Consider the following 23737-nt stretch of genomic DNA (forward strand, 5'->3'; position numbering starts at 1 on the left):
AGCCATACGAGGTTGACTACAGTCGATAGGAGCAATCCATTTAAGGAGGATGAGTCATGGGCGCGTTTGATTGGTTCTGGAAGGCAATGGGCTCGCAAAGCGAGCGTAATAATAAGAAATCCAAGGCCATCGTGGGTTCGGCAGACGAAGCTGCCCGGACATTGAGCCAGCACGATGACGCAGCTGTGGCCCAGGCCGCGCGCGATGCCGTTCAGTCCGGTGAGATAGTGGACAAGGCGCAGTTCCTCGCGGCCCTGGCAGTGGCCTGCGAACGCACCCTGGGCATGAACCCCTTTAACGTGCAATCACAAGCGGTCCTGCGCCTACTCACCGGAGACGTCATCCAGATGGCCACCGGTGAAGGCAAGACACTGGTGGGTGCCATGGCTGCCACCGGCTTTGCACTGACCGGAAAGCGCGTCCATGTAGTTACCGTCAATAACTATCTTGCTGCTCGCGACGCCGAATGGATGCGCCCCGTAGTGGAGTTCTTTGGCCTGAGCGTTGCCTCGGTAACAGAGGGCATGACTCCGGACGAGCGCCGCGTTGCCTACGCACAGGATATTATCTATGCGCCCGTGAACGAGCTAGGCTTCGACCTGCTGCGCGATAACCAGATCACTGACCGTTCCCACACCGTGCAGGCCGCCGGGGATGTTGCCTTGGTGGACGAAGCCGACTCCGTCTTGGTAGATGAGGCCCTTGTGCCGCTGGTACTTGCCGGAAACCGACCGGGCGAAGCACCCACCGGACATATCACCAATGTGGTTTCCCACCTGCGCGAAAAGCTGGACTACATCATCTCTGAGGACGGCCGCACCGTTCAATTGACCGAAGATGGTGCGCGCCGTGTGGAGCAAGAATTGGGCATTGATTCGCTCTATTCCGAGGAAAATATCGGCACCATTTTGGTGAAGGTTAACCTTGCCCTGCATGCCAAAGCGCTGCTTATCCGAGACATTCACTACATTGTGGTTGACGGCAAGCTGCAGCTTATCGATGCCTCGCGGGGCCGCGTTGCCGACCTGCAGCGCTGGCCCGATGGCCTGCAAGCGGCGGTAGAGGCCAAGGAAGGCCTGGAAGTCTCTGAAGGTGGGCGCATTCTCGATACCATCACCTTGCAAGAACTTATGCGGCGCTACCCACTGGTGTGCGGGATGACGGGCACCGCGGTGGAGGCAACCGATCAGCTGCGCCAGTTCTACGGTCTGCACGTCTCTGTTATTGACCGCAATAAGCCGCTGCAGCGGTTTGATGAACAAGACCGTATCTTTGCGACGGTCGAGGATAAATCTGCCGCTATCGTGGAAGAAATCGCCGCCATCCACGCCACGGGACAACCCATCCTGGTGGGCACGCAGGATGTCGCCGAATCGGAGGATCTGGCAGATGCACTGGGCAAGCGGGGCATTGAGGTTAATGTCCTCAACGCCAAAAATGATGAGCAAGAGGCGCGGATAGTCGCCGAGGCCGGAGATATCGGGCGCGTTACCGTTTCTACCCAGATGGCCGGTCGTGGTACTGATATCAAGTTGGGCGGCGCTAGTGAGGCCGACCATGACGCAGTAGCGGAACGTGGCGGCCTTGCGGTCATCGGTACCTCGCGGCACCGCACCGCCCGCTTGGACAACCAGCTGCGCGGCCGTGCGGGCCGGCAAGGAGATCCGGGGCTTTCCCTTTTCTTTGTCTCCTTGGAAGATGACGTGGTTCAGCAAGGCGGCGACGGCGAAACTGTCCGCGCCCAACCGGCGGAGGACGGACGTATCGAGTCCAAACGGGTCAGTGATTTTGTAGCGCACTGCCAGCGCGTGACCGAGGGGCAATTGCTCGAGATCCATGCCCAGACGTGGAAGTACAATCAGCTTTTAGCTGATCAACGCATCATCATCGATGAACGCCGAGCCAAGCTTTTGGATACCGATCAAGCCTGGCAGGAGCTTTCCCAACGCGCCCCAGAGCGCGCAGCAGAGCTTGCGGAGGTTCCCGAGGAAGCTCGCGTTAAGGCCGCACGCGAAATCATGCTCTATCACTTGGACCTTGCATGGGCCGACCATCTGGAGCTCATGGACGATGTCCGTGAGTCCATTCACTTGCGCGCTATCGCCCGCGAGACGCCGATCGATGAATACCACCGCATTGCGGTAAGGGAGTTTAAGGACTTGGCCCAGCGGGCCGTCGAAAAGTCGGTGGAAACCTTCCACACAGTGCTTATCGACGCCGCCGGGGCGCACCTTGATGACGCCGGCCTAGCCCGCCCGAGTGCTACGTGGACCTACATGGTTTCCGATAACCCCCTTGCGGGCAAGGGAAATTCCGTGCTGAGCGGTATCGGAAACATTTTCCGGTGAAATAAATCTCCACCAAAGGGTCGCGGACCCAAATAAGTCGCTAGTATTGTCATAAGTAACTCGTAACTAATCCCCGGAGGTAACAATGAGCGAGAACACCGGAACCCCGGAACCACAGGTAGAGACCACATCTGTATTCCGCGCAGACCTGCTCAAGGAGATGGAAAACGGCGCGAATGGCAACGAGACTGCCGTTGCCGGTACCGATAACCTGGCAGAGGGCCAGGCACTCTTGGTGGTCAAGCGCGGCCCGAATGCGGGTGCCCGCTTCTTGTTGGACCAGGCGACTACCACCGCTGGCCGCCATCCCGAGGCGGACATCTTCCTCGATGACGTTACGGTATCCCGCCGTCACGCGGAATTCCGCAAGAATGACGATGACAAGTTTGAGGTAGTTGACGTCGGATCCCTCAACGGAACCTACGTGAACCGCGAGCCACGCAACTCCCAAGTGCTCGAGGTGGGAGATGAAATCCAAATCGGTAAGTTCCGTCTGGTTTTCATCGCTAACCAGAGCTAACTCTTTCGTAGACCGGCCGCGCTTCCTTTCTAGGAAGGGCGGTGTAGTCTACGTATGGCACGATAAGAACTTTTTCAGGACCCCTAAGAGATAGACACAGTGAGCGCAGCAGATTCTTCGGCAGCAGCAGTACGCCGTACCAGCCCCAAAGCTAAAAAGGCTAAGACTATGTCCATTGGCGTGGTTTTGGAGACGCTGAATCAGCAATTCCCAGACGTCACGGTGTCCAAGATTCGCTTCCTTGAATCAGAGGGGCTTATTAGCCCGCAGCGCACGGCCTCGGGCTACCGCCGCTTCACTCAAGAAGATGTGGACCGGCTGCGTTATATTCTTACTACTCAGCGCGATAACTATACGCCGCTAAAGGTTATCCGTGAGCAGCTAGAGGCCATGGATTCCGGTCAGGTCACCGCCATTGTTTCTGCGGGCCATGCCGAAACCCTCCTGTCCCCGCAGCAGTTTAAGGCCCCTGTCGTCACGCGCTTGACTGATGTAGAGGTAGCCACGCAGGCGGGGTCCAGTGAAGATGACGTCGCATCCTTAGTGAAGTACGGACTCATTCGCCCAGATGCTGCTGGGTTTTTCAATACCGATGACGTGGCTATTGTCTCAGCCGCCGTGGCCCTCAAGGCTTTTGGTTTCGGTGCCCGTGAGCTTAAGTCCCTGCGCAATAACGCGCGCCGGCAGGCTGACCTGATTTCCCAGGCCGCAGCTCCAGTGGCACACTCAAACTCTGATACTGCACACCAGAAGGCGGAAGAAATCTCCCAGCAGATGACCGCGCTCGTGGTGTCTTTGCATGCGACACTGGTGAAATCAGACCTACGTGACGAATACCAATCTTAATACACCGTCATTTCCATCTTTGTGGGAGAGTGGTAGTCATGAGTGATGTAACCCTAGAGTTCCACGGAATCCACCAAGTCGGTCCTGAAGATGATGTCTGCGCATTGTTGCGCTGGCCAGAGGAAAACCGCTTGATCCCCGTGTGGATTTCTCCCATTGAGGGCATGCAATTGGCCGCCGCTTTAGATGGGCACCAGCCAAACCGGCCCAACTCGCACGACCTGATCTGCGAGATCCTTGAGGCAACAGGCGGGGTGGAATCCATAGACGTTGCCAACTACCACCAGGGAACGTTCATGGTAGACATTAAGGCTGCGAACGGCGAGGCTTATGATGCTCGGGTTAGCGATGCGCTAGCTGTATCCGAATTTTTCAATGTCTCCATTTCTGCCGAGGCGGAGCTCCTCGCGCAGGTATCCGTTTATGCCAGTGATGCGGATCTGAAAGAATATTTCGACTTGGAGATTTCTACCCCTTCTCAAGATGACTCGGAAACTGGCAGCGAAAGCGCGGAGTCTTCCACATCGGCATCAGGGAATGCGCAGGCAGATGCGGATTTCGAGGCCATGATGAGATCTTTGGGAATGGAAGAAAAGGATTTCCTTTCGGGGGATGATGAAGAAAAAAGTTAATGACACGCGTGTGACTAATGGTGACAATGTGGTTTTAGAAGTCTAAAGTTGTACTTGAAAGTTGAGCCGGCAGCGCTTGACGGGTGCATGCGCTTGGCTTTTAATTGATCTTTAGAACTTCCAACAAACCCCATTGGAGTAATTACGTGAGCATTATCGAGGACTCCCAGTCCGAATCCACCTACGTGCAGGAATCACTTTTTGATGTCGGACCTGATGAGGAAGTGGGCTACCGCGTGCCTATTGCCTGCCAGGTTGCCGGCATTACTTATCGCCAGCTGGACTATTGGGCACGCACCAACTTGGTCAATCCGTCCATTCGAACGGCACGTGGTTCTGGTTCCCAGCGCCTGTATTCCTTCAAGGATGTATTGGTACTCAAGATTGTTAAGCGCCTGCTAGATACCGGCATTTCCCTGCAAAATATCCGTTTGGCCGTTGAGTCTCTGCGGGATCGTGGTGTCAATGATTTGGCAGAGCTCACTCTCGTATCAGATGGCACCACCGTGTATGAGTGTCGTTCTAACGATGAGGTAATCGACTTGCTTGCCGGTGGCCAGGGCGTCTTTGGTATTGCAGTTCCTGGTATTTTGAAGGAACTGTCCGGCACCATTTCTTCTTTCCCTTCGGAACGCATCGAAGACTTCGCCGAGGACAACGTCGTCGGGCTCGACGAGCTTGCTGCCCGTCGCAAGCGCAAGAGCTCCTAGGCTTCGAACATAAGAATCCACCCTATTTCCCGGCTCACGGGGAAATAGGGTGGATTTTTGATCTCTAAACAACAAGCAGCCTACGTTAAGTGACCCCTCGGAACCTTGTATCTCTGCGCGTCGCCGGGCCCTAGCCCAAGGCGCTCCGATCCGGTTTTTAACACGGGCTCGATTATTGAAGTGCCACCTGTGCCTAGCTGTCGGTACCTTTATGGAGATAGAAGTAAAGGCACCGAACATAATTGTCCGGTGCCGAAGGAAAGGGCGGTTGGATATTAAACGCCTGCGGCCTTAGTTATAGCGCCAGTAAGCTTGGCTTCCTCCGCTGAGTCAACGGTGGTGAAACTATCGGCTGCGGACTTTAGAGCCGCATCCACGTTGCCTTCACCTACGTGCACGACACTGAGGGAAACGTCCTTCGAAGCAGCGTCCTTAAGTGCAGCCGTAAATTGAGCATCATCCATGTCTTGCTCGGTACCTGTAGTCACCACGAGCACCCGCGCCTTGTCGCCGCTACCTGCAGCTTGGTCGGCAGCGTTAGCTACAGCCGCTACAACAGCGCTGCGCGTTTGTGGAACACCGCCGGTACCAAAGCCTCCGAGCGTGCCGGATACGGCATTGCCATCACCAAAGCCCAAGTTCTGGCGGTAGCCAACCGTTGCCGTCTCAGAGATGGGTGAAGAATAATTCCACAAGGACACAGCCCCGCCGTCAGCAGCTAGGTCAGACGCGGTGGTGCCCAAGGCCTGGGAGACAGGACCGTAGATGGGAGCCATTGAGGAGGAAGTATCCAAAAGAAGTAGGGTATTTGCAGCCATCGTTAGGTCGGGCTTGGGTTGTGCTGCGGAACTAGGAGCTGGGGCGGAACTCCGTGGAGAGGAAGAACTGGTAGGCGCGGCGGAAGTGGGGACACTGGAGGTCGCTTTCGTGGTCATCTCCGTTGTAGCCTCGCTGCTGCTTTCAACAGCTGCGGGAGCAGCGGCATCGTTCTCATCGGCGTTGTCCATACCTCGCAAGAGGAAGGCCACCAAGGCGATGATGGCCAGAAGCGCGATGACAGCCACTGTAATAACCCATCCCGCTACCGCGAAGGTATTTTTCCCATTTGAATGCCGTGCCATGTGGTGTGTTCCTCCCAAGCAAACTGCCGTTGTTAGTGGCTTATTGTAGCGGGGCGAGTGCCTGATCTATCACAGCGACAAGCCTGGCTCGCAGCGGTTCGGCCTTCTGCGCCAGGGAACGCTGCCGAGAGACATATTCGGCTTTGCCTTCAGGGGTTTCGATGGGCACTACACCGAGACCCCAATCACGGCAGTCATAAGGAGAGGCTTCCATGTCTAGGATGCGTGCTTCAATCGCCAAATCTAGGCAGTCAAGGAATAGCTTGCCGGGAACCAAAGGGCCCAGCTTCCACGCCCATTTATAAAGATCCATCGTGACGTGTACGCAGCCCGCTTGGTCATTTGCGGGCTGGTCTTCGCGGTGCAGCACGGTGAGGTTAAGCGGACGAGCTGGTGGGGTGAAGAAACGGAAGGCATCGTAGTGGGAACACTTAATTGAGTGTTCATCCACAACGCGGTTTGTGCCTTCTGCACCTAGGCGCAAAGGAAGCGAATGGCGCGGGGTGTCTGTGTGGTAAACCATCGCCCATTCGTGCAGGCCAAAGCAGTCAAAGTGGGCGGGGTTGCTTGCAGAGCGACGAAGCAGATTCGAGATATAACGAACCGAGCTACCGCGGCGTTGTAGAAAGCCAGCCACATCGACGGTTACGCCGTCTGGGGTGGCGTGGTAGTCGCGCCATTCGGCGTGTGGGGGAGTGCCTTCTAGCGCTATTCCTACACCCGGGTGCCAACGCTTCAAGTGGGAAGGCCGGACGGGGTAGTACTCAAAGAGAAAGTCGAAGACAGGGTGATAGCTGCCAGGGTGGCGAAAACGCTCTAAGCGGTCGGTGGCTTGCTTTTCGTGTTGTTGCAGCTGAGCTTGCCAATCATCCGGGCTCAAAGTGTGCACGAGGGCATTCCTCCTTGTCTTAGCGGCCGCGGCGACGGGTGTTTCTACTACCTGGGCGGCGGCGTTGAGATGGGGATTTTTTCTTTGCGGGCTTCGCTTGATTCTGGGGGGTGGCCTGCCCGGGCGGGGGAAGGGCGGGACCATTCGGTTTGCGAGCACCCGTTACCTCCTTGAGCACAGGTGCACCTGCAGGATTATCGCGGCTAGAAATATCGTGCTCAGTAGCCGTGACCCCTGCTTTGTTAATAAGCGCGGATATTTCCTCGCGTTGTTCATCCATGACCAAAGTAACGACGGTCCCCGCCGCGCCGCCACGTGCCGTGCGCCCCGCGCGATGGAGATATGCCTTGCGTTCTGCGGGTGGATCGATATGAACGACGAGGGAAACATCCGCAACATCGATACCGCGCGCGGCAATATCTGTGGCAACCAGCACGGGTACGCTGCCATCGCTAAAGCCTTCGATGGCGCGGGTGCGCGCGCCTTGCCCCTTATCTCCATGTAGCGGATAAGCATTGATGCCAGCACGGCGCAGCTTTTTGACTTGCCTATCCACCCCGTGTTTCGTACGCATGAACATGATGGTTTTGCCCTGGCGAGCAGCAATTCGCAAGGCTACTTCATTCCGCGCCGGACGGTCACCGACGAAAAAGAGATGATGGGACATGGAGTCCACAGCAGCTTGAACCGGAGCGGTGGAGTGGACAATAGGATCGTGGAGGAATTGCTCCACCAGCTTATTGACGTCCCCGTCGAGGGTCGCCGAAAACAGCAATCGCTGACCTGTTGCTGGGGTCAACCGCAGGAGTTTGCGTACCTGGGGTAGAAAGCCCATATCGGCCATTTGGTCGGCCTCATCAAGGGTGGTGATGCAGACCGCATCCAAATGCAGCTTTCCCTGGTTTATGAGATCTTGGGCGCGGCCAGGGGTGGCGACGAGAACATCGACGGGGCGTGCCAGCGAGCGGATATGGTGATTGATATTTACCCCACCCACCACGGCGAGAACTCTCAAGCCAAGCGTTGCCGCAGGTTCATCAAGACGCTGGTAAATCTGGGTGGCCAACTCCCGGGTTGGCGCAAGAATGAGCGCACGGGGATGAGCGGGCTTGGAAGCACCCGTTCCGGCAAGGCGGGCGAGCATGGGTAAACCGAAGGTAAAGGTCTTTCCGGAACCGGTAGGGCCGCGGCCGAGTACATCTTTGCCTGCGAGGACGTCGGGAATCGCGGCGCTTTGGATGGGAAATGGTTCGGTGATGCCTTGGTCACGCAATACGTGCACTAGGCGCTGGGGTAAGCCGAGATCGGCAAAGGTAGTCATTGTTTACCCATACTATCGGCAATAAGGCGGATCGCCGCATTCGTGTGGAAGCGCCTGCTAAATATGGGAAAGGGCCCCGAAGGGCCCCATCAAAGCAATACGAATCTAGTCGGTTTGGGTCAAGCTGCGGTTGCCAGACCACTCGATGTGGAAGGTACCTGGCTTATCGGTGCGCTTGAAGGTGTGTGCGCCGAAGAAATCGCGCTGGCCTTGAATCAGGGCGGCGGGAAGGCGCTCGGCACGCAGGCTGTCGTAATAGGAGAGGGAAGAGGCAAAGACTGGGGCCGGTAGGCCCAGCTGAGTGGCAGCGACAACTACTCGGCGCCACGGATCGATGAGGTCTTCCAGCTCACCCTTGAAGTAAGGATCGAGGATGAGGGCAGGAAGGTCTGCATTATTGTCGTAGGCTGCGCGGATGCGATCCAGGAACTTGGCCCGGATGATGCAGCCGCCACGCCAGATAGTAGCTAGGTCGCGAGGGTCCACATCCCATCCGAATTCCTCGGATCCAGCCTTGATCTCATCGAAGCCTTGGGAGTAAGCAATGAGCTTGGCTGCATAAAGGGCGCGGCGCACGTCTTCAATAAACTCGGCTTTGTCCACGTCCAGCTCCTTGATAGTGCCAGCAGGCAGCTGGCCTTCTTGGGCAGCGCTGCGCTGCGCGGTGGAGGAGGAAAGCGCGCGGGCGAAGACCGATTCGGCGATGCCGGTAATGGGAACACCGAGCTCCAAGCCATTGATGGCAGTCCAGCGGCCGGTGCCCTTTTGGCCGGCGGCGTCTACGATGACGTCGACAAGCGGGGCACCAGTCTCCGGATCCTTTTGGGCCAAAACCTCGGCGGTAATTTCAATGAGATAGGAGTCAAGGTCGCCGGAGTTCCATTCGCGGAATACCTCTGCGATCTCGGCCGGCGCCATGCCTGCACCGTAACGCAGTAGCTGATAAGCCTCGCCGATGACCTGCATATCGGCGTATTCGATACCATTGTGGACCATCTTTACAAAGTGGCCGGCGCCATCTGGACCAATGTGGGTAACGCATGGAGTGCCATCAACATTAGCGGCGATGGACTCAAGAATCGGGCCAAGAGTCTCCCAGGATTCCTTCGGGCCACCAGGCATGATAGCCGGACCATTGAGCGCACCCTCCTCGCCGCCAGAGATGCCAGCACCCACAAAGTGCTTGCCGCGGGCGGCTACGTCCTTCTCGCGGCGAATGGTGTCCGTGAACAGCGCGTTACCGCCATCAATAATGACATCGCCCTCATCCATGGCCTCAGCCAGCTGATCGATGACCGCATCGGTGGCCTTGCCAGCCTTAACCATGATGATTGCCTTGCGTGGGCGCTCCAAAGAAGCCACGAAGTCCTCGATGGTCTCCGAAGGCACGAAATTGCCTTCCTCACCGTGAGCCTCAATGAGCGCATGGGTCTTTTCAGGGCTGCGGTTGTAGACCGCTACGGTATTGCCGTTGCGGGCAAAGTTACGGGCCAAATTAGATCCCATGACCGCCAATCCCACGACGCCAATTTGAGCAAGTTCATTCTTATCAGTCATGCTGCCTATCCTACGTCACTGGGATGCGGTGCTGTCATCAATGGCTAGGCTGGTGGACTATGTCGGATACGCAGAAACTCAATGACTTGCTTCACCTCGCTCATACGCGGGTACTCACTGCAGAAGAATTGGCGTCACTTAATGCCCTCAATGGCGGCCTTGCGGAATTGATAGGGCTGCAATTTACCCATATAGGCCCGCGCGAGGCGCGTGCGAAACTGCAGGTTAAGCCCGAGCATCATCAGCCCTGGGGAGTGGCCAATGGCGGGCTGTACTGCTCCATTGCAGAAACCGTGGCCTCCATCGCGAGCGTGGTGGCTGCCGACGCCCCCGCAGTAGGAGTGAATAATTCCAGTGACTTTATCCGCTCTACGGGACAGGGGGAACTGGAGGCTGTGGCCACACCAGTGCAGCTTGGTGGGCGCACCCACCTGTGGAGCGTTGAGATGCGCCAAGGCGGGGAGCTCATTGCCCGCACCACTTTGCGCACCATGATTTTGCGTTAGCTCACCCGCTCGGCAGTAAAGGACATCCCGTGGGAGGATAGCCGTTCCAAATACGGCTCAGCTAGTCCGGTGGCCGGGGTAAGCACGCCTCCTGTGCGGTCAGAGTCGGCGCGCGATTCGAGAAGGCAGAGTGCAGCCTGGCTCAGCATCATGGCGGTAACCTCGTAGCCAGGGTCGCCTTGTGCTGAGACGGTTGCATGCCAGCGCTCGCCGTCCTCAGTCACGCCGTGGTGGCTGACTTGGAAATGCGCGCCTTCAAGCCCAGGCGTGGGCAGGACCTTTTCCACCACGGGGCGCAAGCGTGATTGGGTGCCATCAAAAAGCAGCTTGGTGGCGAGTGCCAGTCCATAGGCCCGTGCACGACCGGCTAGCCCAGTCCCTGCAAACCACGCTTCCTTATAAAACAAGCGCTTGCCCCACGCCCGCCCAAGCAGAGCGTTGGAGCGGCGCACCACGCGGGTATTAAACATGGACATGAAAAATGGACCCACCCAGCCCACGCCGTCGACTTCTTTGATTTCGAAGTCATTTTGGAGGCCGTCTAAGCGTGGCCCGGCCTTGGGATCCGGGTCTAGTGAGTAAGGATTGTGCAGGTTGCGGGCCACATCTTTATCCGCGTGCGCGGCATGCGAGACCTGCAGGGAAGACTCGATGGTGCCCGGTGAGATTCCGCCTTTGAGCTTGTCGACGACCATCTGCACCCGTGCAAACGGCTTTCCTGCCGCCTGGTAGAGATTGAGCATGCCAATATCCGAGGGGACGGAATCGAAGCCGCAGGAATGAACGATGCGCGCACCTGTAGATTCGGCCACGGCATGGTGGGAATCGATGCTGCGGCGAATAAAGGGAACCTCACCGCACAGGTCAACATAATCTACGCCATGGCGCGCGCAGGCGGCAACGACGTTATCCCCATAAAGGCTGTAGGGTCCGATCACGGTGATTAGTACCTTGGTATGTTCCACCATGTGCTCCACAGCGTCGGCATCATCGGCGGCGGCGATGGCGATGTCCCAGTGCTGATTGAGTTCATCGCGCAGCGCGGCTAGCACCGGTCGGTTCCGGCCGGCCAGAGTCACAGAGGGCGCGTTAATCGAGGCAAGGTAGCGCGCCACCAATTGCCCGACAAGCCCGGTGGCACCATAGACAGTGATATCGCTCATAGAATACGAGCGTACCGCAGTCTTTAGAGCCAGTGGTTCTTTCGGAACCAAGCCCACAGGCCCACAACGACCAAAATCATAATAATAATCGCCATGGGGTAGCCCAAAGCCCAATGCAGTTCCGGCATGATGTCGAAGTTCATACCGTAGATACCGGCCACCAGGGTGGGCGCAGCCCACATGCCAACGACCGCAGAAATGGTGCGCATATCTGAGTTTTGCTGCATGGTTACCTTGGCCACCGAGGCATCGATAAGCGAGGTAAGGCGCTCATCGAAGCTGGAGACCTGGTCTTTGACTACGAGCTCGTGGTCGTTGACGTCGCGCAGATACGAGCGCAATTGCTTAGAAATCAGATCCTTGTGGTCAGAAACCATGGATTTCAGTGCCACCGAAAGTGGGTCGATGGCATGCTTCATCTCCAGCACCTCACGCTTGAACATGTAAATGCGGTCCACATCAAACTTGAGGTTAGGGGTAAAGATTTCTTCTTCCAGCTCATCGACCTCAATGCTGATGAGACGAGAGATCTCCGAGTAACGGTCCACCATCATATCCAGGATCTTCCAGGCCATAGCCACTGGGCCAAGCTCCACCAGATCCTGCTCATCTTCCACCGTGTAGGCCAAGTTGGGAAGCTTTGCCCCGTGGCGCACGGTAATGATGAAGTTGGAACCCATGATCATCTGGATCTCACCGGTAGAAATGATCTGGCGCTTATCCGTTACTTCATCATGGTCGCGATAGTTCACGGAGCGGGCGACGACGAAGAGCTGGTCATCGTAGCGTTCGAGTTTGGGACGCTGGTGAGCCATAACTGCGTCTTCCACGATGAGTTCGTGGATGCCAAACTGTGAGGCTACCTTGGTCATCTGAGACTCATAGGGCTCGTGCAGGCCCACCCAGATAAAACCACGGCCATATTCTTCGATAGCTTCCAAAGCAGAGCTGGTGGAGTATTCACCGGGAAGCGACTCGCCATCAACAAAAACGCGGCAGTGTTCAATCGCGCGTTCCGGCGGTACCGGCAGGGAGGTGGGCTTACTTAGAGGCTCGGGTTTCTTGCGGCCCCTAAAGGGTGAAGGTACGGATGGCATCGTTTCAGCCTCCTTTGCGCGGTAGTGCGGACAAGTTCGCAAAAATTCGACGGCGATTTTATGCAGCGGGTAAATCTTACACCGAAGGCGGGTAATATAATCGAATCTATGCCCACGTGGAAAGAAGTAACCGAAGCTAATCCCGAGCACTCCCATAATTTTGCCCGCAAATGGAAGCTGCTTGCCGCACAAGGCAAGGACATCAATGGCGAGGCCCGGCTTATTGATGCCATGGTCGAGCGCAACTCCACCATCCTCGACGCCGGCTGTGGCACTGGCCGAGTCGGTGGCGAATTGCTTCGCCGCGGCCACAGCGTCGTGGGAGTCGACGTAGATCCCATTCTTATTGAGCACGCAGAGCACGACTTTCCGGATGGCCACTGGTTCGTTGGAGACCTGTGCGAGGAAGAGGTGCCGGAAGGCCCCTTTGATATCGCCGTGTCTGCCGGCAATGTGATGGGCTTTCTAGCAAAAGAAGGCCGCGAGCCCGCTTTGCGCAATATCTTTAATTCTCTCAAACCAGGTGGTCGCCTGGTCACCGGCTTCGGCGAGGGCCGGGGCTGGGAGTTCTCCGACTTTCTTGATATGGCGCAGAAGGTGGGCTACCGAGTCGACTTCACCTTCTCCTCGTGGGACATGAAGCTATTCTCGGAGCATTCCACCTTCCTCGTCGCCGTCCTTTCGCGTCCGGGGTCGGACCTTCTGGCCTAAAAGCGCCTATCGGCTTGGTCGAAGAAATCTACCTCATGGTGGCTCGCTGTGATGTAGGCGCGCTCGGCCCGTGTACGAGTGCGCTCATCCGCCCCGCTGAGAGCCTGCTCGACAATGTCGAGGCTGGCGCGGACTCCGTTGAGGAAGTCTTCACCGCCGTACATGGAAAGCCAGGAGTGATAGGGATGTTCTGGGGAATCGAAATCTGCGAGGTGTAGGCCTACCTCTGCATAAAGCCAGTAGCAGGGCAATACTGCCGCAGCGCCTACCACGTAGTCATCCGTATGAGTTGAACGGATAAGGAAGTCCGTATAGGCGCTAGTAACCCTAGAAGCTGCGGTAGTGATGCCCTCTTGGAGCCAGCCGCGGTGCAGCTCGGCCTCAACCGCCAAGCAATCATGCGCTCCTTCGGCCCAGTGCAGTTGCTGTGCCGCTGCAGGGGCTAGGCTGGCTAGGCGAGCCAAGGCCTTGGAGTAGGCGTTGAGGTACTGGGCATCTTGGTCGAGATAGAACCCAAAGGCTTCTTTATCCAAAGCGCCCGTTCCCAATGCCCGAATAAAGGGCAGAGCCTTGATAGCCTCCCAGTGATTTCCCGCCAGGTCCCACAGACGTTGCGTGTGTGGTCCGGCCGCAGGAACGCGGGGCTGCTCGACTTTTTCTGGTTCCTTCAAGCTGCCGGAAAGGTAGGGCTGTGGCAGGGTAGAGGCCGCCCGCATGAGGCGCTGCGAGCGGTGCAGGTGGTCCACGGGACCGTGCCCTTTGCCCACCTGGAGCGCATCCGCGTGCACAATGGCTTCGTGCAGCCAGTGGGTGGACCACTTAAGCGCTGCGGTGTGGCTATCGCCGGCTCCAAGCCGGGTAGCCAGAGCAGAGGAGAGGGAGCAACCTGTGCCGTGCGTATTCTTCGTGTCCACCCGGCTCGAGGAGACGCGGTGAACGGACCCATCCGGATTCACTACCGCATTGTCTGCGATATCGGAATCGAGGTGACCGCCCTTGACCACAACTGCAGTAGAAGCTTCCTTCGCCCATTGTTTAGCGGTGGCGATGGCCTGCTTGAGGTCGCCTGCCTCCTCGGTGTTGGTGAGAACAGCCAATTCTTTCAAGTTTGGGGTGATGATATCCACCCGGGAACACAGATCTCGCACGGCCTGTTCGGCTTCCTGCTCCAGCAGCCTATCCCCGCTGGTAGCCACCATGACCGGATCCAAGACCACGGGAACATCCTCCGGCAGGCGACGTAGGAAATCTGCGACCTTGGCGGTAATGGCGGCGTCTGCAAGCATGCCAATCTTTACCGCGTCTATCTCCACATCGTCAATGACTGCGTCTAGCTGCTCTTGCAGAAATTCTACTGGCGGGACATGTACGCTGCGGACACCCTGGGTGTTTTGGGCTACCAAGGCTGTTACCACATTCATGCCATATCCGCCCGCAGCGGCAATGGACTTTAGGTCAGCCTGGATGCCCGCTCCGCCCGTGGGGTCTGTACCCGCGATGGACAGTACGCGGGGATAGTTGCCCTTAGCCATGGAAAGCCTCCTTTAATCGGGCGGCTGCTGCTGCAGGGTCTGCGGCCGCCATGATGTCGCTGACTACGCAAATGCCGGCAAAGTCGCTTCCCACCAGTTCGTGCGCGTTATGGTCTTTAATGCCGCCGATGGCGACGGAATCAATGCCGCGTTCCCGTGCGGCGCGGGCGAGGGCCGCTGCTGCATCTGGCCCCATCCCCGCCGGGGCGTTCTTCTTCGTGTTCGTCGAATACACAGGGCCAATACCGATGACATCCGGGCGGGCGTCATCCGAAATGGCAGCAAGTTCGGCGTGGTTGCCAATGGACAAGCCGATAAGTTGCTCATCGGACAGCATCCTTCGGGCTTCCCGGAAGGCCATGTCATCTTGACCAATGTGTAGATGGCAGCCAAGCTTTGCTGCTACCTCCACGCGGTCATTGATAAAAAGCGGTACATCGCCGAGTACGGCCAGCAGTTCCCGGGCGGTGTGTTCAATCTGCTCATCACTAGCTTCCTTATCCCGCAGCTGGACGACGCTAACCCCACCGCGTACAGCTTCCTTCACGATGCGAAGCACGTTTTCTCGCCCGCCTGCCAGATCTGGATCTGTGACAAGGTAAAGCGACCAGTCGATTGCCATTTAAACCCCTTCGACGTCTGTGAGCTTGATTAGTCCCTCGATGTCCGCCGTCGGGACATCGTAGAGCGCGTCCAGCCAAGCAACGGCAAAGGAGCCTGGCGCGTGGTGCTTTTCAGCTGCCACGCTGCCTGCGGCTCCCACGTGTGCGTGGGCCGCGATGATTGCTTCGAAAGCATCCTCCCACGCCGCCAAATATGCTGCGCAGATAGCACCGAGTGAACAACCAGTACCAATGACGTTTTGGAGCATCGGATGACCGGAGTGCAGGAAGGCAGCGCGCGTGGTTTCACCTGCGTGGACGATAAGATCGCGTGGGCCGGAAATGGCTACTACGGCGCCAGTGTTCTGGGAAAGCGCTAGTGCGGAATCTAACGCGGCTTCTACTTCATCAGTAGATTCGACGCCGCGGCCGCCCTGTCCGGTACCCGCGAGCGCAATGATTTCTGAAGCATTGCCGCGGATTGCCCCTGGGCCAAGGGGCAGCACTTCGTGCATGAACTTGGTGCGGTTGGAGAGACCGCCGGCACCTACCGGATCGAGCACCCAGGGGGTCTGTGCGGCATTCGCACCCGCGATGGCCTCGCGCATGCCGCCGTATTGTTCGGAGCTAGGCGTGCCACAGTTGATGAGAACACCGCCGGCTACCTGTGCAAACTCGCGGGATTCCTCCGGAGTATCAACCATCGCCGGGCTGGCGCCAACGGCCAAGAGGGCGTTGGCGGTGACGTTGGAAACGACCTTATTGGTCAAACATTGAATAAGTGGTGTGGACTCGCGCACGGCATCGTGCGCGCGGAGAAAACTATATCCCACAACTATCCCTTCGCTAGTTCTAACTGAGTGCAGGTTCGATGGGTATTTCTCAGCCGCACTGTGTGCGGCACCCCATGTTGCGTTTCTCAGCCTAACAAAGGTCACGGAAACTATGTGCGAAAATCGGCGCTCCAGTGCCCAGTTGGGGTGGTGCTATCGCTATCAATGAGTAACGACAGGAAAATAGAAAATCGCCGCCCTTGCCCTGCATTGAGGCAGGAGAGCGGCGATGCGATCGAGGAGTAATTACTTCTCGTTCTTGTTAATGATGTTGCGCGCGATGCGCTGCTGAGTGGTGATTTCTAGGTTGCCGCGGTCACGGGAAAGAATATTGGTTGCCCAGTTCACCAGCACTGCCAGGCGACTGCGCAGGCCAATCACATAAGTCAGGTGCAGGCCCAGCCAAGCTACCCAGCCAGCGAAGCCACCGAACTCGGTCTTGCCCAGCTTGACGACGGCGTTGAAGCGCTTGACGATTGCCATGGAGCCCTTGTCAAAGTAATCAAAGGCTTCTTTCTCATTGGCGGTAGACTCCTCGTCCACCTTTGCCTGAATGAGCTTAGCGACGTGCGCGCCACCCTGGATAGCAACCTGTGCGAGGCCAGGCAGGCGGTTGAGGGAGATCATGTCACCGACCATGTAGACGTTATTGTGCTCGCCCACGGTCAGGTCCTCATTCACGGAGACACGACCAGCGCGGTCTGCCTCGACGCCAGCCTGCTCGGCCACCATCTTGCCCAGTGGGGAAGCGGCCACACCGGCGGACCAGATCTTGGTAGCGCCCGTCAGGGTGGTCTCTTCCTCGGTTTTCATGTCCTTATAAGTGACGGTATCCGCAGTCACATCGGTCACCATGGCGTTGAGGTGAACCTGTACGCCTTCCTTTTCCAAGGTGCGCTGTGCCTTGCGGCCCAAGCGCTTGCCAAATGGCGGCAGTACCTGTGGGGCGCCGTCAAGCAAGTAGATCTTGGCGGAGGTGGTCCCGTAGTTGGAATAGACATCGTTGAGGGTGCGGTTTGCTAGTTCGGCAATCTGGCCGGTCAGCTCGACCCCGGTTGGCCCAGCACCAACGATGATGAAGGTAAGCAGGCGCTCGCGCTCCGCTGGGTCATCGGTAAGCTCAGCCTTCTCAAACGCGGAGATGATGCGAGAGCGCAGCTCGAGGGCATCGTCCAAGGTCTTCATGCCTGGGGCGAACTCTGCAAAATGGTCGTTGCCAAAATAGGACTGACCGGAGCCCGCTGCAACCACCAGGGAATCATATGCGTAAGTGCGGGAGAACTCATCCTGCTCGGCAGTGACGGTCTGGTCAGCCAGGTTGATATCGGTAACCTCGGCGTTGACGAAGTGAACATTATCCTGATCGCGCAGCAGCTGGCGGGTGGACGGGGCCACCTCACCGGCGGAAATCATGCCTGTTGCTACCTGGTACAGCATCGGCTGGAACAGGTGGTGGTTCTTCTTATCGATGAGAGTGATTTCTACATCGGCGTTCTTTAGCTTCTGGACGGTGTTGAGACCACCGAAGCCAGCGCCAACCACGACAACGTGGTGACGGCCACCATTGGGACGATAAGCGGTATCAGTCATGGATTTATTGCGACCTTCCTCAAGAAAGCTAATGTTTTGTACCCATTCAGTGTAAACACTTCTAACAGAACGTGCATACTCATTGACTGATAAACTTCCGTGCATCGTTATTATTTTCGCGGCAGGAACCATTGCGCCTGTGCGGAGCGCCTAAGCCGAGGTGCGTGCCAAGCTGACTAAGGTAATTGCCGATAGTGACTTCCTCCGCCCACCAAGGAGCGCACCTGGCATTATGAGTTTTATCCGCCCCGAGCATTTGAGCTCCATCGATGCAGATTCCTGGCCCAATGTGGCTACAGTCCCTTCATCTCGTTGGCCTGGTTTAAAGGCTCGCCGTGCAGAGGCTGAATTTGCCAAGGCTTGCGATGACGCCGGATTGGAACTCGACTTGGAAGTAGAGGGCGGACCAGATCTCAAGGTCGGACACGATGCCTTGTTTGAACGAATCGCCGCCAGTGGATGGCTGGGGTTCGCAGAAAGCTTTATGGCAGGAGAGTGGTCCGTCAGCTCGTCCTCCCAGCTGGTAAAAGTGCTTGGGCGGTTGCTGGGGGTGGGATATCTTCCCAAGGCCAAGATGCTAGGCGCCGGCAATTCGGAGCCAGGGGAGTTGCCGATGGAGTTGGTCCGGCTCTATTCCGGTGATGGTTTAAGCCATGTGGGTGGCATCTTTTCTAGCGGTGTGCCGACGACCATTAGGGAGACAGTAGAAAGCTATAGCCCCAAGGCCGGCCGCAAGGAACCGAAAAGCCACTTCGTGGATGTCACGACGCTAAGCGAGCCCACGAGTGTGGACAGAGATGATTTGGGCGATGCCCAGCGTCGCGCCGCTGATTGGCTTCTCGACGTCACTCGCACCGGCGCCGGAACCCACCTATTGGTGTACCCAGCCGCTGGAATGCAGCCTGCCATGCGCGCAACCAAGCGGCGCGCAACGGTAGACGTATTGACCAGCGACGTAGATCAGATAAGTCATATGCGTGAGGCGCTCGTGCTCGAGGGGGCAGATGATTCCATCCATGTGGAACGCATTCCCGGGGTTGTCCCAAATCCCAAGCAATGGCGCGGACACTATGACGCAATCGTCACCGTGGAAAAGATAGAACAGCTTAGCCCACAGGAGCGCAAAGAGTATATTCGCGCAGTCGACCGGTTCTTAACCCCTAATGGCCGGGCAGGAATTCAGTCCCTTGTGGCGACCGAAGCAATGACCGACGCCGGAAAGGCCTCGATTCAGGCCTTGCGTGCATATGTGTGGCCTGCACTGGACTATCCGCTTACCGCGGAGCTGCACCAGCTCGTCGATAAGAACTCGAACCTGCGCATCGTATCGGAAACACACGTGGGGACACACTACCTAGAATCTTTGCGTCAGCAACGATCCTTTTTTGATGGGCACCTGCGGGAGGCCGCGGCGGCTGGGTTCGACCCAGTATTCCGCCGCCTGTGGACCTTCCAATTTGCCCTCCGCGAGGCCTTAATGACGCTCGGAATGATTGACGCGGTGCAATTCGGATTGGCCCACCGCAACCGTGGGGGACGACGCTAGGCGGGCGGTAGCTCGTCGAAGTTTTTCATCAGGTCCGCGCTGGGCACAAAGAAGTTGGTGCCAGTAAGAGCGGTGGAGAAGTCTAGAATGCGGTCGTAGTTCCCCTCCGGCTTGCCGATGAACATATTGCGCAGACGTTCCATGACGTTTTCTGGATCCTTTGCATAGCCGATGAAGTAAGTACCCATCTCACCAGCAGCAAAAGAACCAAAGACCATATTCTCGCGGTAGATATCTTCCTCAAGGTCGTTGAGAGCAACGTGAGAATTGGAAGGCTTAATACCATCGTCGAGCTCGATATCGTCAGCCTTGGTGCGACCAATGACCTTTTCTTGCTCTTCGGTGCTCAGCTCGTTCCACTTGTCGAGGTCGTGGATATATTTTTGTACGGTGACATAGGAGCCACGAGGGTAATCGGCGGCGTCGTCAAGCAATACGGTATCCAAAGCTTCCTCGGCGAGGGGATTGGCGGTGCCGTCTACAAAGCCGAGCAGGTCGCGCTGGTCAAGGTATTTAAACCCCTGGGTCTCATCGATGACCGTTGCAGCCTCACCCAGCTGATTGAGTACCTGGCGAGCCATTTCGTGGCACAGGTCATAATTATTGGCACGGAAGTGCAAGAGAATATCGCCCGGTGTTGCCGGTGCCTTATGTGCGGCGTCAATAGCAGCAAATTCCTTGAGGTGTTCGGGCATAGGTGCGCTGGTCAAACGAGGCCACATGGAGGCGCCAATGCCGACTACGGTATAAAGCTCGCCGTCGTTATAACGGAAGTTTACGGACTTAAACAGTCCAGCGAACCCCGAAAGCATATCGCGGGTGGCTTGCTCGCCGCCATCCTTGATTTCAAGGACCAAGAAGAGCGCTGCGCGGGAAGGCTTATCTACTACATGCTGAATCGTCATAATGCCGATTTTACGCACCCTTAAGGGGCACAGAATGCTAGCGGGGGACAAATCGCGGGCAATGGAGATGCGGCGAAGAATTCATTGCGCGCGATTGCGCACTAGGGGAAATGGCACCCAGATAAAATGACATAATGTACATTATCGGACATTTATCCATTGTTGGGCAGTTCCTCATTTATACCTTGGCATACCTCGAGCCTTCTGGTCGGTCTTATCAGAATCCCCGCCTGCTCCTTTTATTGCGGCGATTATCTTCGCTCCGCCTTCTGCTGTGAAGCTCTGCTTTGCGATGTCGCGCAGTTGCCGCGACACACTCCAGTGGCCACTGGTCCGCCAAGCTGGCTGGCTAATCCTATTGAGGGCCGCCGGTATGCAGTCTGCCTCTGCGACGCCAGGCGCCTTAACTATTAAGCACTATTGAGCCCCGCCGTGCCACGGGCGCCAGCCATCTATGGCGTGTGGCTCCCGATGGGTGGTCGGACGGGTGGATTTCGGCAAAAATACGCCCTACTGGAGCATGTAAAATCACACCACTATATAACGTCACATTGACGATATTCGGGGCAACTACCGCTCGCTTTGGATGTCTTATTTAACGATTACGGTAAGCACTCCACAGCTGCCATATAGTCAAAAGCGCCAAGCAGGCAGAAATCGCTACGATGACCCACATGTGTTGAACGACTACGAAAATGGTAAAGCCGATGACTATAAGAAGGCGCAGCCACATAAACGGGATCATTTGGCGGGTGTTCATGGCTCGTCCTTATTAGTCCTTCTTGAAGGAAATGCGAAGATTGACCTCGCCCTTTTCCTCGACCTTTGCTGCCAACATTTCCGGGGTTTCTACGCCATAATCAAGGCGGTTAATTGGAACGGTGCCGCCGATGACGATGTTATCCCCGTCGCGGAGAACGTCAAAGTCTTGGGAAACCTCGTGTGTCTCATCCTTGATGGTCAAGTCACCGGTGAGCTTTACCGTGCCAATGGTGCCGTCATCTGGGACGTCGGCAAGCGAAGCGGGTTTGGTGAGCTTAAAGGAAGACTCCGGGAAAAGTTGCGTCTCAAAGAGTTTGGACTTCATGTTTTGGTCGCGGACCTTTTTATCCGTAGACAACTCATCCATATCCACGGTGACCGTCGCGGTTTTGAGGGTGGAATCAGAAATTTCTGCCTGACCGGTCACCTCGGTGGTCGAACCAGATGTGGTGGTCTTTTCTGCAGGTAGAATCTCATTGAAGGTAAAACCAACCGAGGTATGATTATCAGCACGCCCCTTGGCAACCTGCCAGGATCCATCTAGTTCCGTAGACGCGGCCTTAGCTCCATCGGCGGAAATAGGCTCTGTTTTTACACCGGCGCCCTTGAGAAGCGAATACACCATAGGGCCAATGGCCACGGCGGTGAGCAATACAATGAGCACCACAAAGATGGTGATGACGAGCTTGCGGTTATAAAAAAGCTTTTTCATCTTCTATCGAAGTCCTTCTAGGCGTCGGGCCAGGGCAACAAGCTCTTCGCACAAACCGGCAAGCTCCTGCGCACTAGCGCCTTCCTCCGCGGCGGTATTGATATCTTCTGCGGAACAACGTAGTTCAAAAAGTCCGTCGCGCAAACTTTCTGCCTTTTCCGGAGTAAGGATCACAGCGTTAGCGGGAATTCCCGTGCCACTAACATTATTTCTTTGCTCATACGCGCGCTGTTTGCACGAGGCGCTGCAGAATTTACGTGGCCGCCCTCTACCGCCTTGATCAATGTCCTTCCCACACCATTGGCAGGAACCGACGTTGCGTTCACGACTAGCTGTACGGATCACCCGATACATTTTAGTGCATTTTAGGCGGGCTGGGAACAAAGACGCGAGGGTGTTCGTTATAATTAGTAGCTCTTAGGCGAAGTTTTGCTTCGCACTCAATCAGGGATCTCTTTGAAAAGGATGATGTTGCATGGCAGATCGCGTACTCCGTGGCAGCCGTATGGGCGCAGTCAGCTACGAAACCGACCGCGACCACGACCTCGCACCACGCCAAATGGTGAAGTACCGCACCGAAGACGGCGAGATTTATGAGGTGCCTTTTGCGGATGATGCTGAAATCCCTGAGGAATGGATGTGCAAAAACGGCAAGCTAGGCCACCTTGTAGAAGGTGAAGGCGTTGAGTCTAAGCCGGCTAAGCCGCCACGTACCCACTGGGATATGCTGCGTGAGCGCCGCTCCATTGAGGAGTTGGACGAGCTCCTAGAAGAGCGCATTAACCACCTGCGCTCCCGCCGCCGTTCCGCAGCCCGCCTGCTAAAGGAGCAGCAGGAACAGCAGCAAAAGAACTCATAAGGTTCTGCGGCAGCTAAAGGCCCGTACCTCCTTAGTTTTACTAAGGAACGGTACGGGCCTTTAGCGTTGAAGCATGGGCTACTTCTTCAACTGTGCAATCTGGTGCTTTGCTAGGTGAGCAATTTCCCCGGCGAAGTCAGATGCCCAGCCGGCGCTCTTGCGGGCCTGCACGCCTAGATCGTGAATGGAGCCATCCTTGACTTCACGATTGACCAACTTGGATACGGCGTCGCCGAAATCCTGCAGCTGCTCCGTGCGGTGGGCAACGCCCCACTTGGTTACCTCTAGCAGGGAATCTTTCACGAAGGAACCATCAAGCTTGGACTCGCCGTATTCGCGCTCGGTGAAGGTAATAGGAACCTCGCGGACATCGAAGCCGGCCTTAACCGCGCGGAAAGCCAGATCCACCTGGAAGATATAGCCCGCCTTGGATAGCTCGTCGAAATCAATGGATTCGAGGAGTTCGCGGCGGAAGGCACGATAACCGGCGGTCATATCGGACAGGCCAGCGCCCAGCGCCACGGAGATGTAGATATTACCCAAGCGGGAAAGGTACTCGCGAGAAGCCGGCCAGTTGACGGTCTCGCCGCCCGGAATATAGCGGGAGCCGATCACTAGGTCCGCACCCTTGTCTACCTCTTCTAGCAGCAAGTGGAGCTGTTCCGGCGCGTGGGAGCCATCTGCATCCATCTCGCACAGTACTTGGTAATCACGCTCCAAGCCCCACTCAAAGCCAGCGATATAGGCGCCTAGCAGGCCACCCTTGCCTTCGCGGTGGAGAACGTGGATATGGTCATCCTGCGCTGCGAACTCATCGGCCTTGTCGCCGGTGCCATCGGGCGAGTTATCGTCCACGATGAGGACATGCACCTCTGGGACCGCCGCGCGGACGCGTCCAGTAATGAGAGGGAGGTTTTCGATCTCGTTATAGGTCGGGATGATGACCAAGGTCGAGGCTTCAAGCGTGCTCACAGT

At 56.8% G+C, this 23737-nt stretch carries 24 protein-coding genes; 9 read left to right on the plus strand and 15 right to left on the minus strand.

The annotated features are described in order from the left end of the window. Window positions 1-56: 56 nt before the first annotated feature. From secA2 to WMP97_RS10990, 5 genes are all read left to right on the plus strand, one after another. On the plus strand, window positions 57-2348 hold the full coding sequence (gene secA2 / locus WMP97_RS10970; protein WP_023021588.1) for an accessory Sec system translocase SecA2: 2292 nt from the start codon (window positions 57-59) through the stop codon (window positions 2346-2348). A gap of 85 nt (window positions 2349-2433) precedes the next feature. Next, entirely contained in the window at window positions 2434-2868 is a 435-nt protein-coding gene (gene odhI / locus WMP97_RS10975; protein ID WP_023021587.1) for an oxoglutarate dehydrogenase inhibitor Odhl, read from the plus strand. 99 nt (window positions 2869-2967) lie between these two features. After that, on the plus strand, window positions 2968-3714 hold the full coding sequence (gene ftsR / locus WMP97_RS10980; RefSeq protein WP_340440500.1) for a transcriptional regulator FtsR: 747 nt from the start codon (window positions 2968-2970) through the stop codon (window positions 3712-3714). 38 nt (window positions 3715-3752) lie between these two features. After that, the gene (locus WMP97_RS10985) at window positions 3753-4346 is read left to right on the plus strand and encodes a bifunctional nuclease family protein (RefSeq protein ID WP_340440501.1); all 594 of its coding nucleotides are present in this window, start codon (window positions 3753-3755) and stop codon (window positions 4344-4346) included. A 146-nt stretch (window positions 4347-4492) separates the two neighbouring features. Then, window positions 4493-5056 (plus strand): MerR family transcriptional regulator, encoded by a 564-nt coding sequence (locus WMP97_RS10990; RefSeq protein ID WP_023021584.1) that lies wholly within the window; start codon window positions 4493-4495, stop codon window positions 5054-5056. A 275-nt stretch (window positions 5057-5331) separates the two neighbouring features. Here WMP97_RS10990 and WMP97_RS10995 read toward each other — a convergent pair whose 3' ends face one another. From WMP97_RS10995 to gndA, 4 genes are all read right to left on the minus strand, one after another. Beyond that, entirely contained in the window at window positions 5332-6177 is an 846-nt protein-coding gene (locus WMP97_RS10995; protein WP_340440502.1) for a hypothetical protein, read from the minus strand. A 40-nt stretch (window positions 6178-6217) separates the two neighbouring features. After that, entirely contained in the window at window positions 6218-7066 is an 849-nt protein-coding gene (locus tag WMP97_RS11000; protein ID WP_340440503.1) for a 3-methyladenine DNA glycosylase, read from the minus strand. Window positions 7067-7085: 19 nt separating this feature from the next. After that, entirely contained in the window at window positions 7086-8387 is a 1302-nt protein-coding gene (locus WMP97_RS11005) for a DEAD/DEAH box helicase (protein ID WP_340440504.1), read from the minus strand. Between the two features lie 105 nt (window positions 8388-8492). Beyond that, window positions 8493-9944 (minus strand): NADP-dependent phosphogluconate dehydrogenase, encoded by a 1452-nt coding sequence (gene gndA, locus WMP97_RS11010; RefSeq protein WP_301732080.1) that lies wholly within the window; start codon window positions 9942-9944, stop codon window positions 8493-8495. A gap of 59 nt (window positions 9945-10003) precedes the next feature. On the opposite strand from gndA, the gene WMP97_RS11015 reads away from it, so the two are divergent. Further along, window positions 10004-10450, plus strand: coding sequence for a PaaI family thioesterase (locus WMP97_RS11015; RefSeq protein ID WP_023021579.1), 447 nt, complete (start codon window positions 10004-10006; stop codon window positions 10448-10450). Here the strand turns inward: WMP97_RS11015 and WMP97_RS11020 are convergent. Beyond that, window positions 10447-11613 (minus strand): saccharopine dehydrogenase family protein, encoded by a 1167-nt coding sequence (locus WMP97_RS11020; RefSeq protein ID WP_034655349.1) that lies wholly within the window; start codon window positions 11611-11613, stop codon window positions 10447-10449. The two genes, WMP97_RS11015 and WMP97_RS11020, sit on opposite strands and share 4 nt — an antisense overlap. A gap of 23 nt (window positions 11614-11636) precedes the next feature. Beyond that, window positions 11637-12710 carry a magnesium and cobalt transport protein CorA gene (locus tag WMP97_RS11025; RefSeq protein ID WP_023021577.1) on the minus strand — a complete coding sequence of 358 codons (1074 nt, stop codon included), beginning with the start codon at window positions 12708-12710 and terminating at the stop codon, window positions 11637-11639. A gap of 108 nt (window positions 12711-12818) precedes the next feature. On the opposite strand from WMP97_RS11025, the gene WMP97_RS11030 reads away from it, so the two are divergent. Further along, window positions 12819-13421 (plus strand): class I SAM-dependent methyltransferase, encoded by a 603-nt coding sequence (locus WMP97_RS11030; protein ID WP_034655351.1) that lies wholly within the window; start codon window positions 12819-12821, stop codon window positions 13419-13421. On the opposite strand, the gene WMP97_RS11035 is transcribed toward WMP97_RS11030, so the two are convergent. The 4 genes from WMP97_RS11035 to WMP97_RS11050 all read right to left on the minus strand — a co-directional run bounded on the left by WMP97_RS11035 (window position 13418) and on the right by WMP97_RS11050 (window position 17978). Next, the gene (locus tag WMP97_RS11035; protein WP_340440505.1) at window positions 13418-14953 is read right to left on the minus strand and encodes a bifunctional hydroxymethylpyrimidine kinase/phosphomethylpyrimidine kinase; all 1536 of its coding nucleotides are present in this window, start codon (window positions 14951-14953) and stop codon (window positions 13418-13420) included. The two genes, WMP97_RS11030 and WMP97_RS11035, sit on opposite strands and share 4 nt — an antisense overlap. Then, window positions 14946-15575, minus strand: coding sequence for a thiamine phosphate synthase (gene thiE / locus WMP97_RS11040; protein ID WP_340440506.1), 630 nt, complete (start codon window positions 15573-15575; stop codon window positions 14946-14948). The genes WMP97_RS11035 and thiE overlap by 8 nt, the downstream gene beginning before the upstream one ends. After that, window positions 15576-16388 (minus strand): hydroxyethylthiazole kinase, encoded by an 813-nt coding sequence (thiM, locus tag WMP97_RS11045; RefSeq protein ID WP_340440507.1) that lies wholly within the window; start codon window positions 16386-16388, stop codon window positions 15576-15578. 246 nt (window positions 16389-16634) lie between these two features. Next, entirely contained in the window at window positions 16635-17978 is a 1344-nt protein-coding gene (locus WMP97_RS11050; protein WP_023021572.1) for an NAD(P)/FAD-dependent oxidoreductase, read from the minus strand. 232 nt (window positions 17979-18210) lie between these two features. On the opposite strand from WMP97_RS11050, the gene WMP97_RS11055 reads away from it, so the two are divergent. Further along, complete coding sequence (locus tag WMP97_RS11055; protein ID WP_239206045.1) at window positions 18211-19524, plus strand: SAM-dependent methyltransferase; 1314 nt, start codon at window positions 18211-18213, stop codon at window positions 19522-19524. On the opposite strand, the gene WMP97_RS11060 is transcribed toward WMP97_RS11055, so the two are convergent. The 4 genes from WMP97_RS11060 to WMP97_RS11075 form a co-directional block, all read right to left on the minus strand. Further along, window positions 19521-20429, minus strand: a complete 909-nt coding sequence (locus WMP97_RS11060; RefSeq protein ID WP_239206043.1) for a Dyp-type peroxidase — start codon at window positions 20427-20429, stop codon at window positions 19521-19523. The two genes, WMP97_RS11055 and WMP97_RS11060, sit on opposite strands and share 4 nt — an antisense overlap. Window positions 20430-21024: 595 nt before the next feature. After that, entirely contained in the window at window positions 21025-21189 is a 165-nt protein-coding gene (locus WMP97_RS11065; protein WP_340440508.1) for a hypothetical protein, read from the minus strand. Window positions 21190-21201: 12 nt separating this feature from the next. Further along, a complete protein-coding gene (locus WMP97_RS11070; protein ID WP_301732073.1) occupies window positions 21202-21903 on the minus strand; it encodes a YceI family protein in 702 nt (233 codons plus the stop codon). Window positions 21904-21906: 3 nt separating this feature from the next. After that, entirely contained in the window at window positions 21907-22257 is a 351-nt protein-coding gene (locus tag WMP97_RS11075; protein ID WP_239206039.1) for a hypothetical protein, read from the minus strand. A gap of 121 nt (window positions 22258-22378) precedes the next feature. Here WMP97_RS11075 and WMP97_RS11080 point away from each other — a divergent pair, with 121 nt between their 5' ends. Beyond that, window positions 22379-22762, plus strand: a complete 384-nt coding sequence (locus tag WMP97_RS11080; protein ID WP_023021567.1) for an RNA polymerase-binding protein RbpA — start codon at window positions 22379-22381, stop codon at window positions 22760-22762. A gap of 78 nt (window positions 22763-22840) precedes the next feature. On the opposite strand, the gene WMP97_RS11085 is transcribed toward WMP97_RS11080, so the two are convergent. After that, entirely contained in the window at window positions 22841-23734 is an 894-nt protein-coding gene (locus WMP97_RS11085; RefSeq protein WP_340440509.1) for a polyprenol monophosphomannose synthase, read from the minus strand. Between the last annotated feature and the right edge of the window lie 3 nt (window positions 23735-23737).

Origin of the sequence: Corynebacterium sp. KPL4072 (assembly GCF_037908395.1) — a bacterium.
GTDB classification, from domain to species: Bacteria; Actinomycetota; Actinomycetes; order Mycobacteriales; family Mycobacteriaceae; genus Corynebacterium; species Corynebacterium kefirresidentii.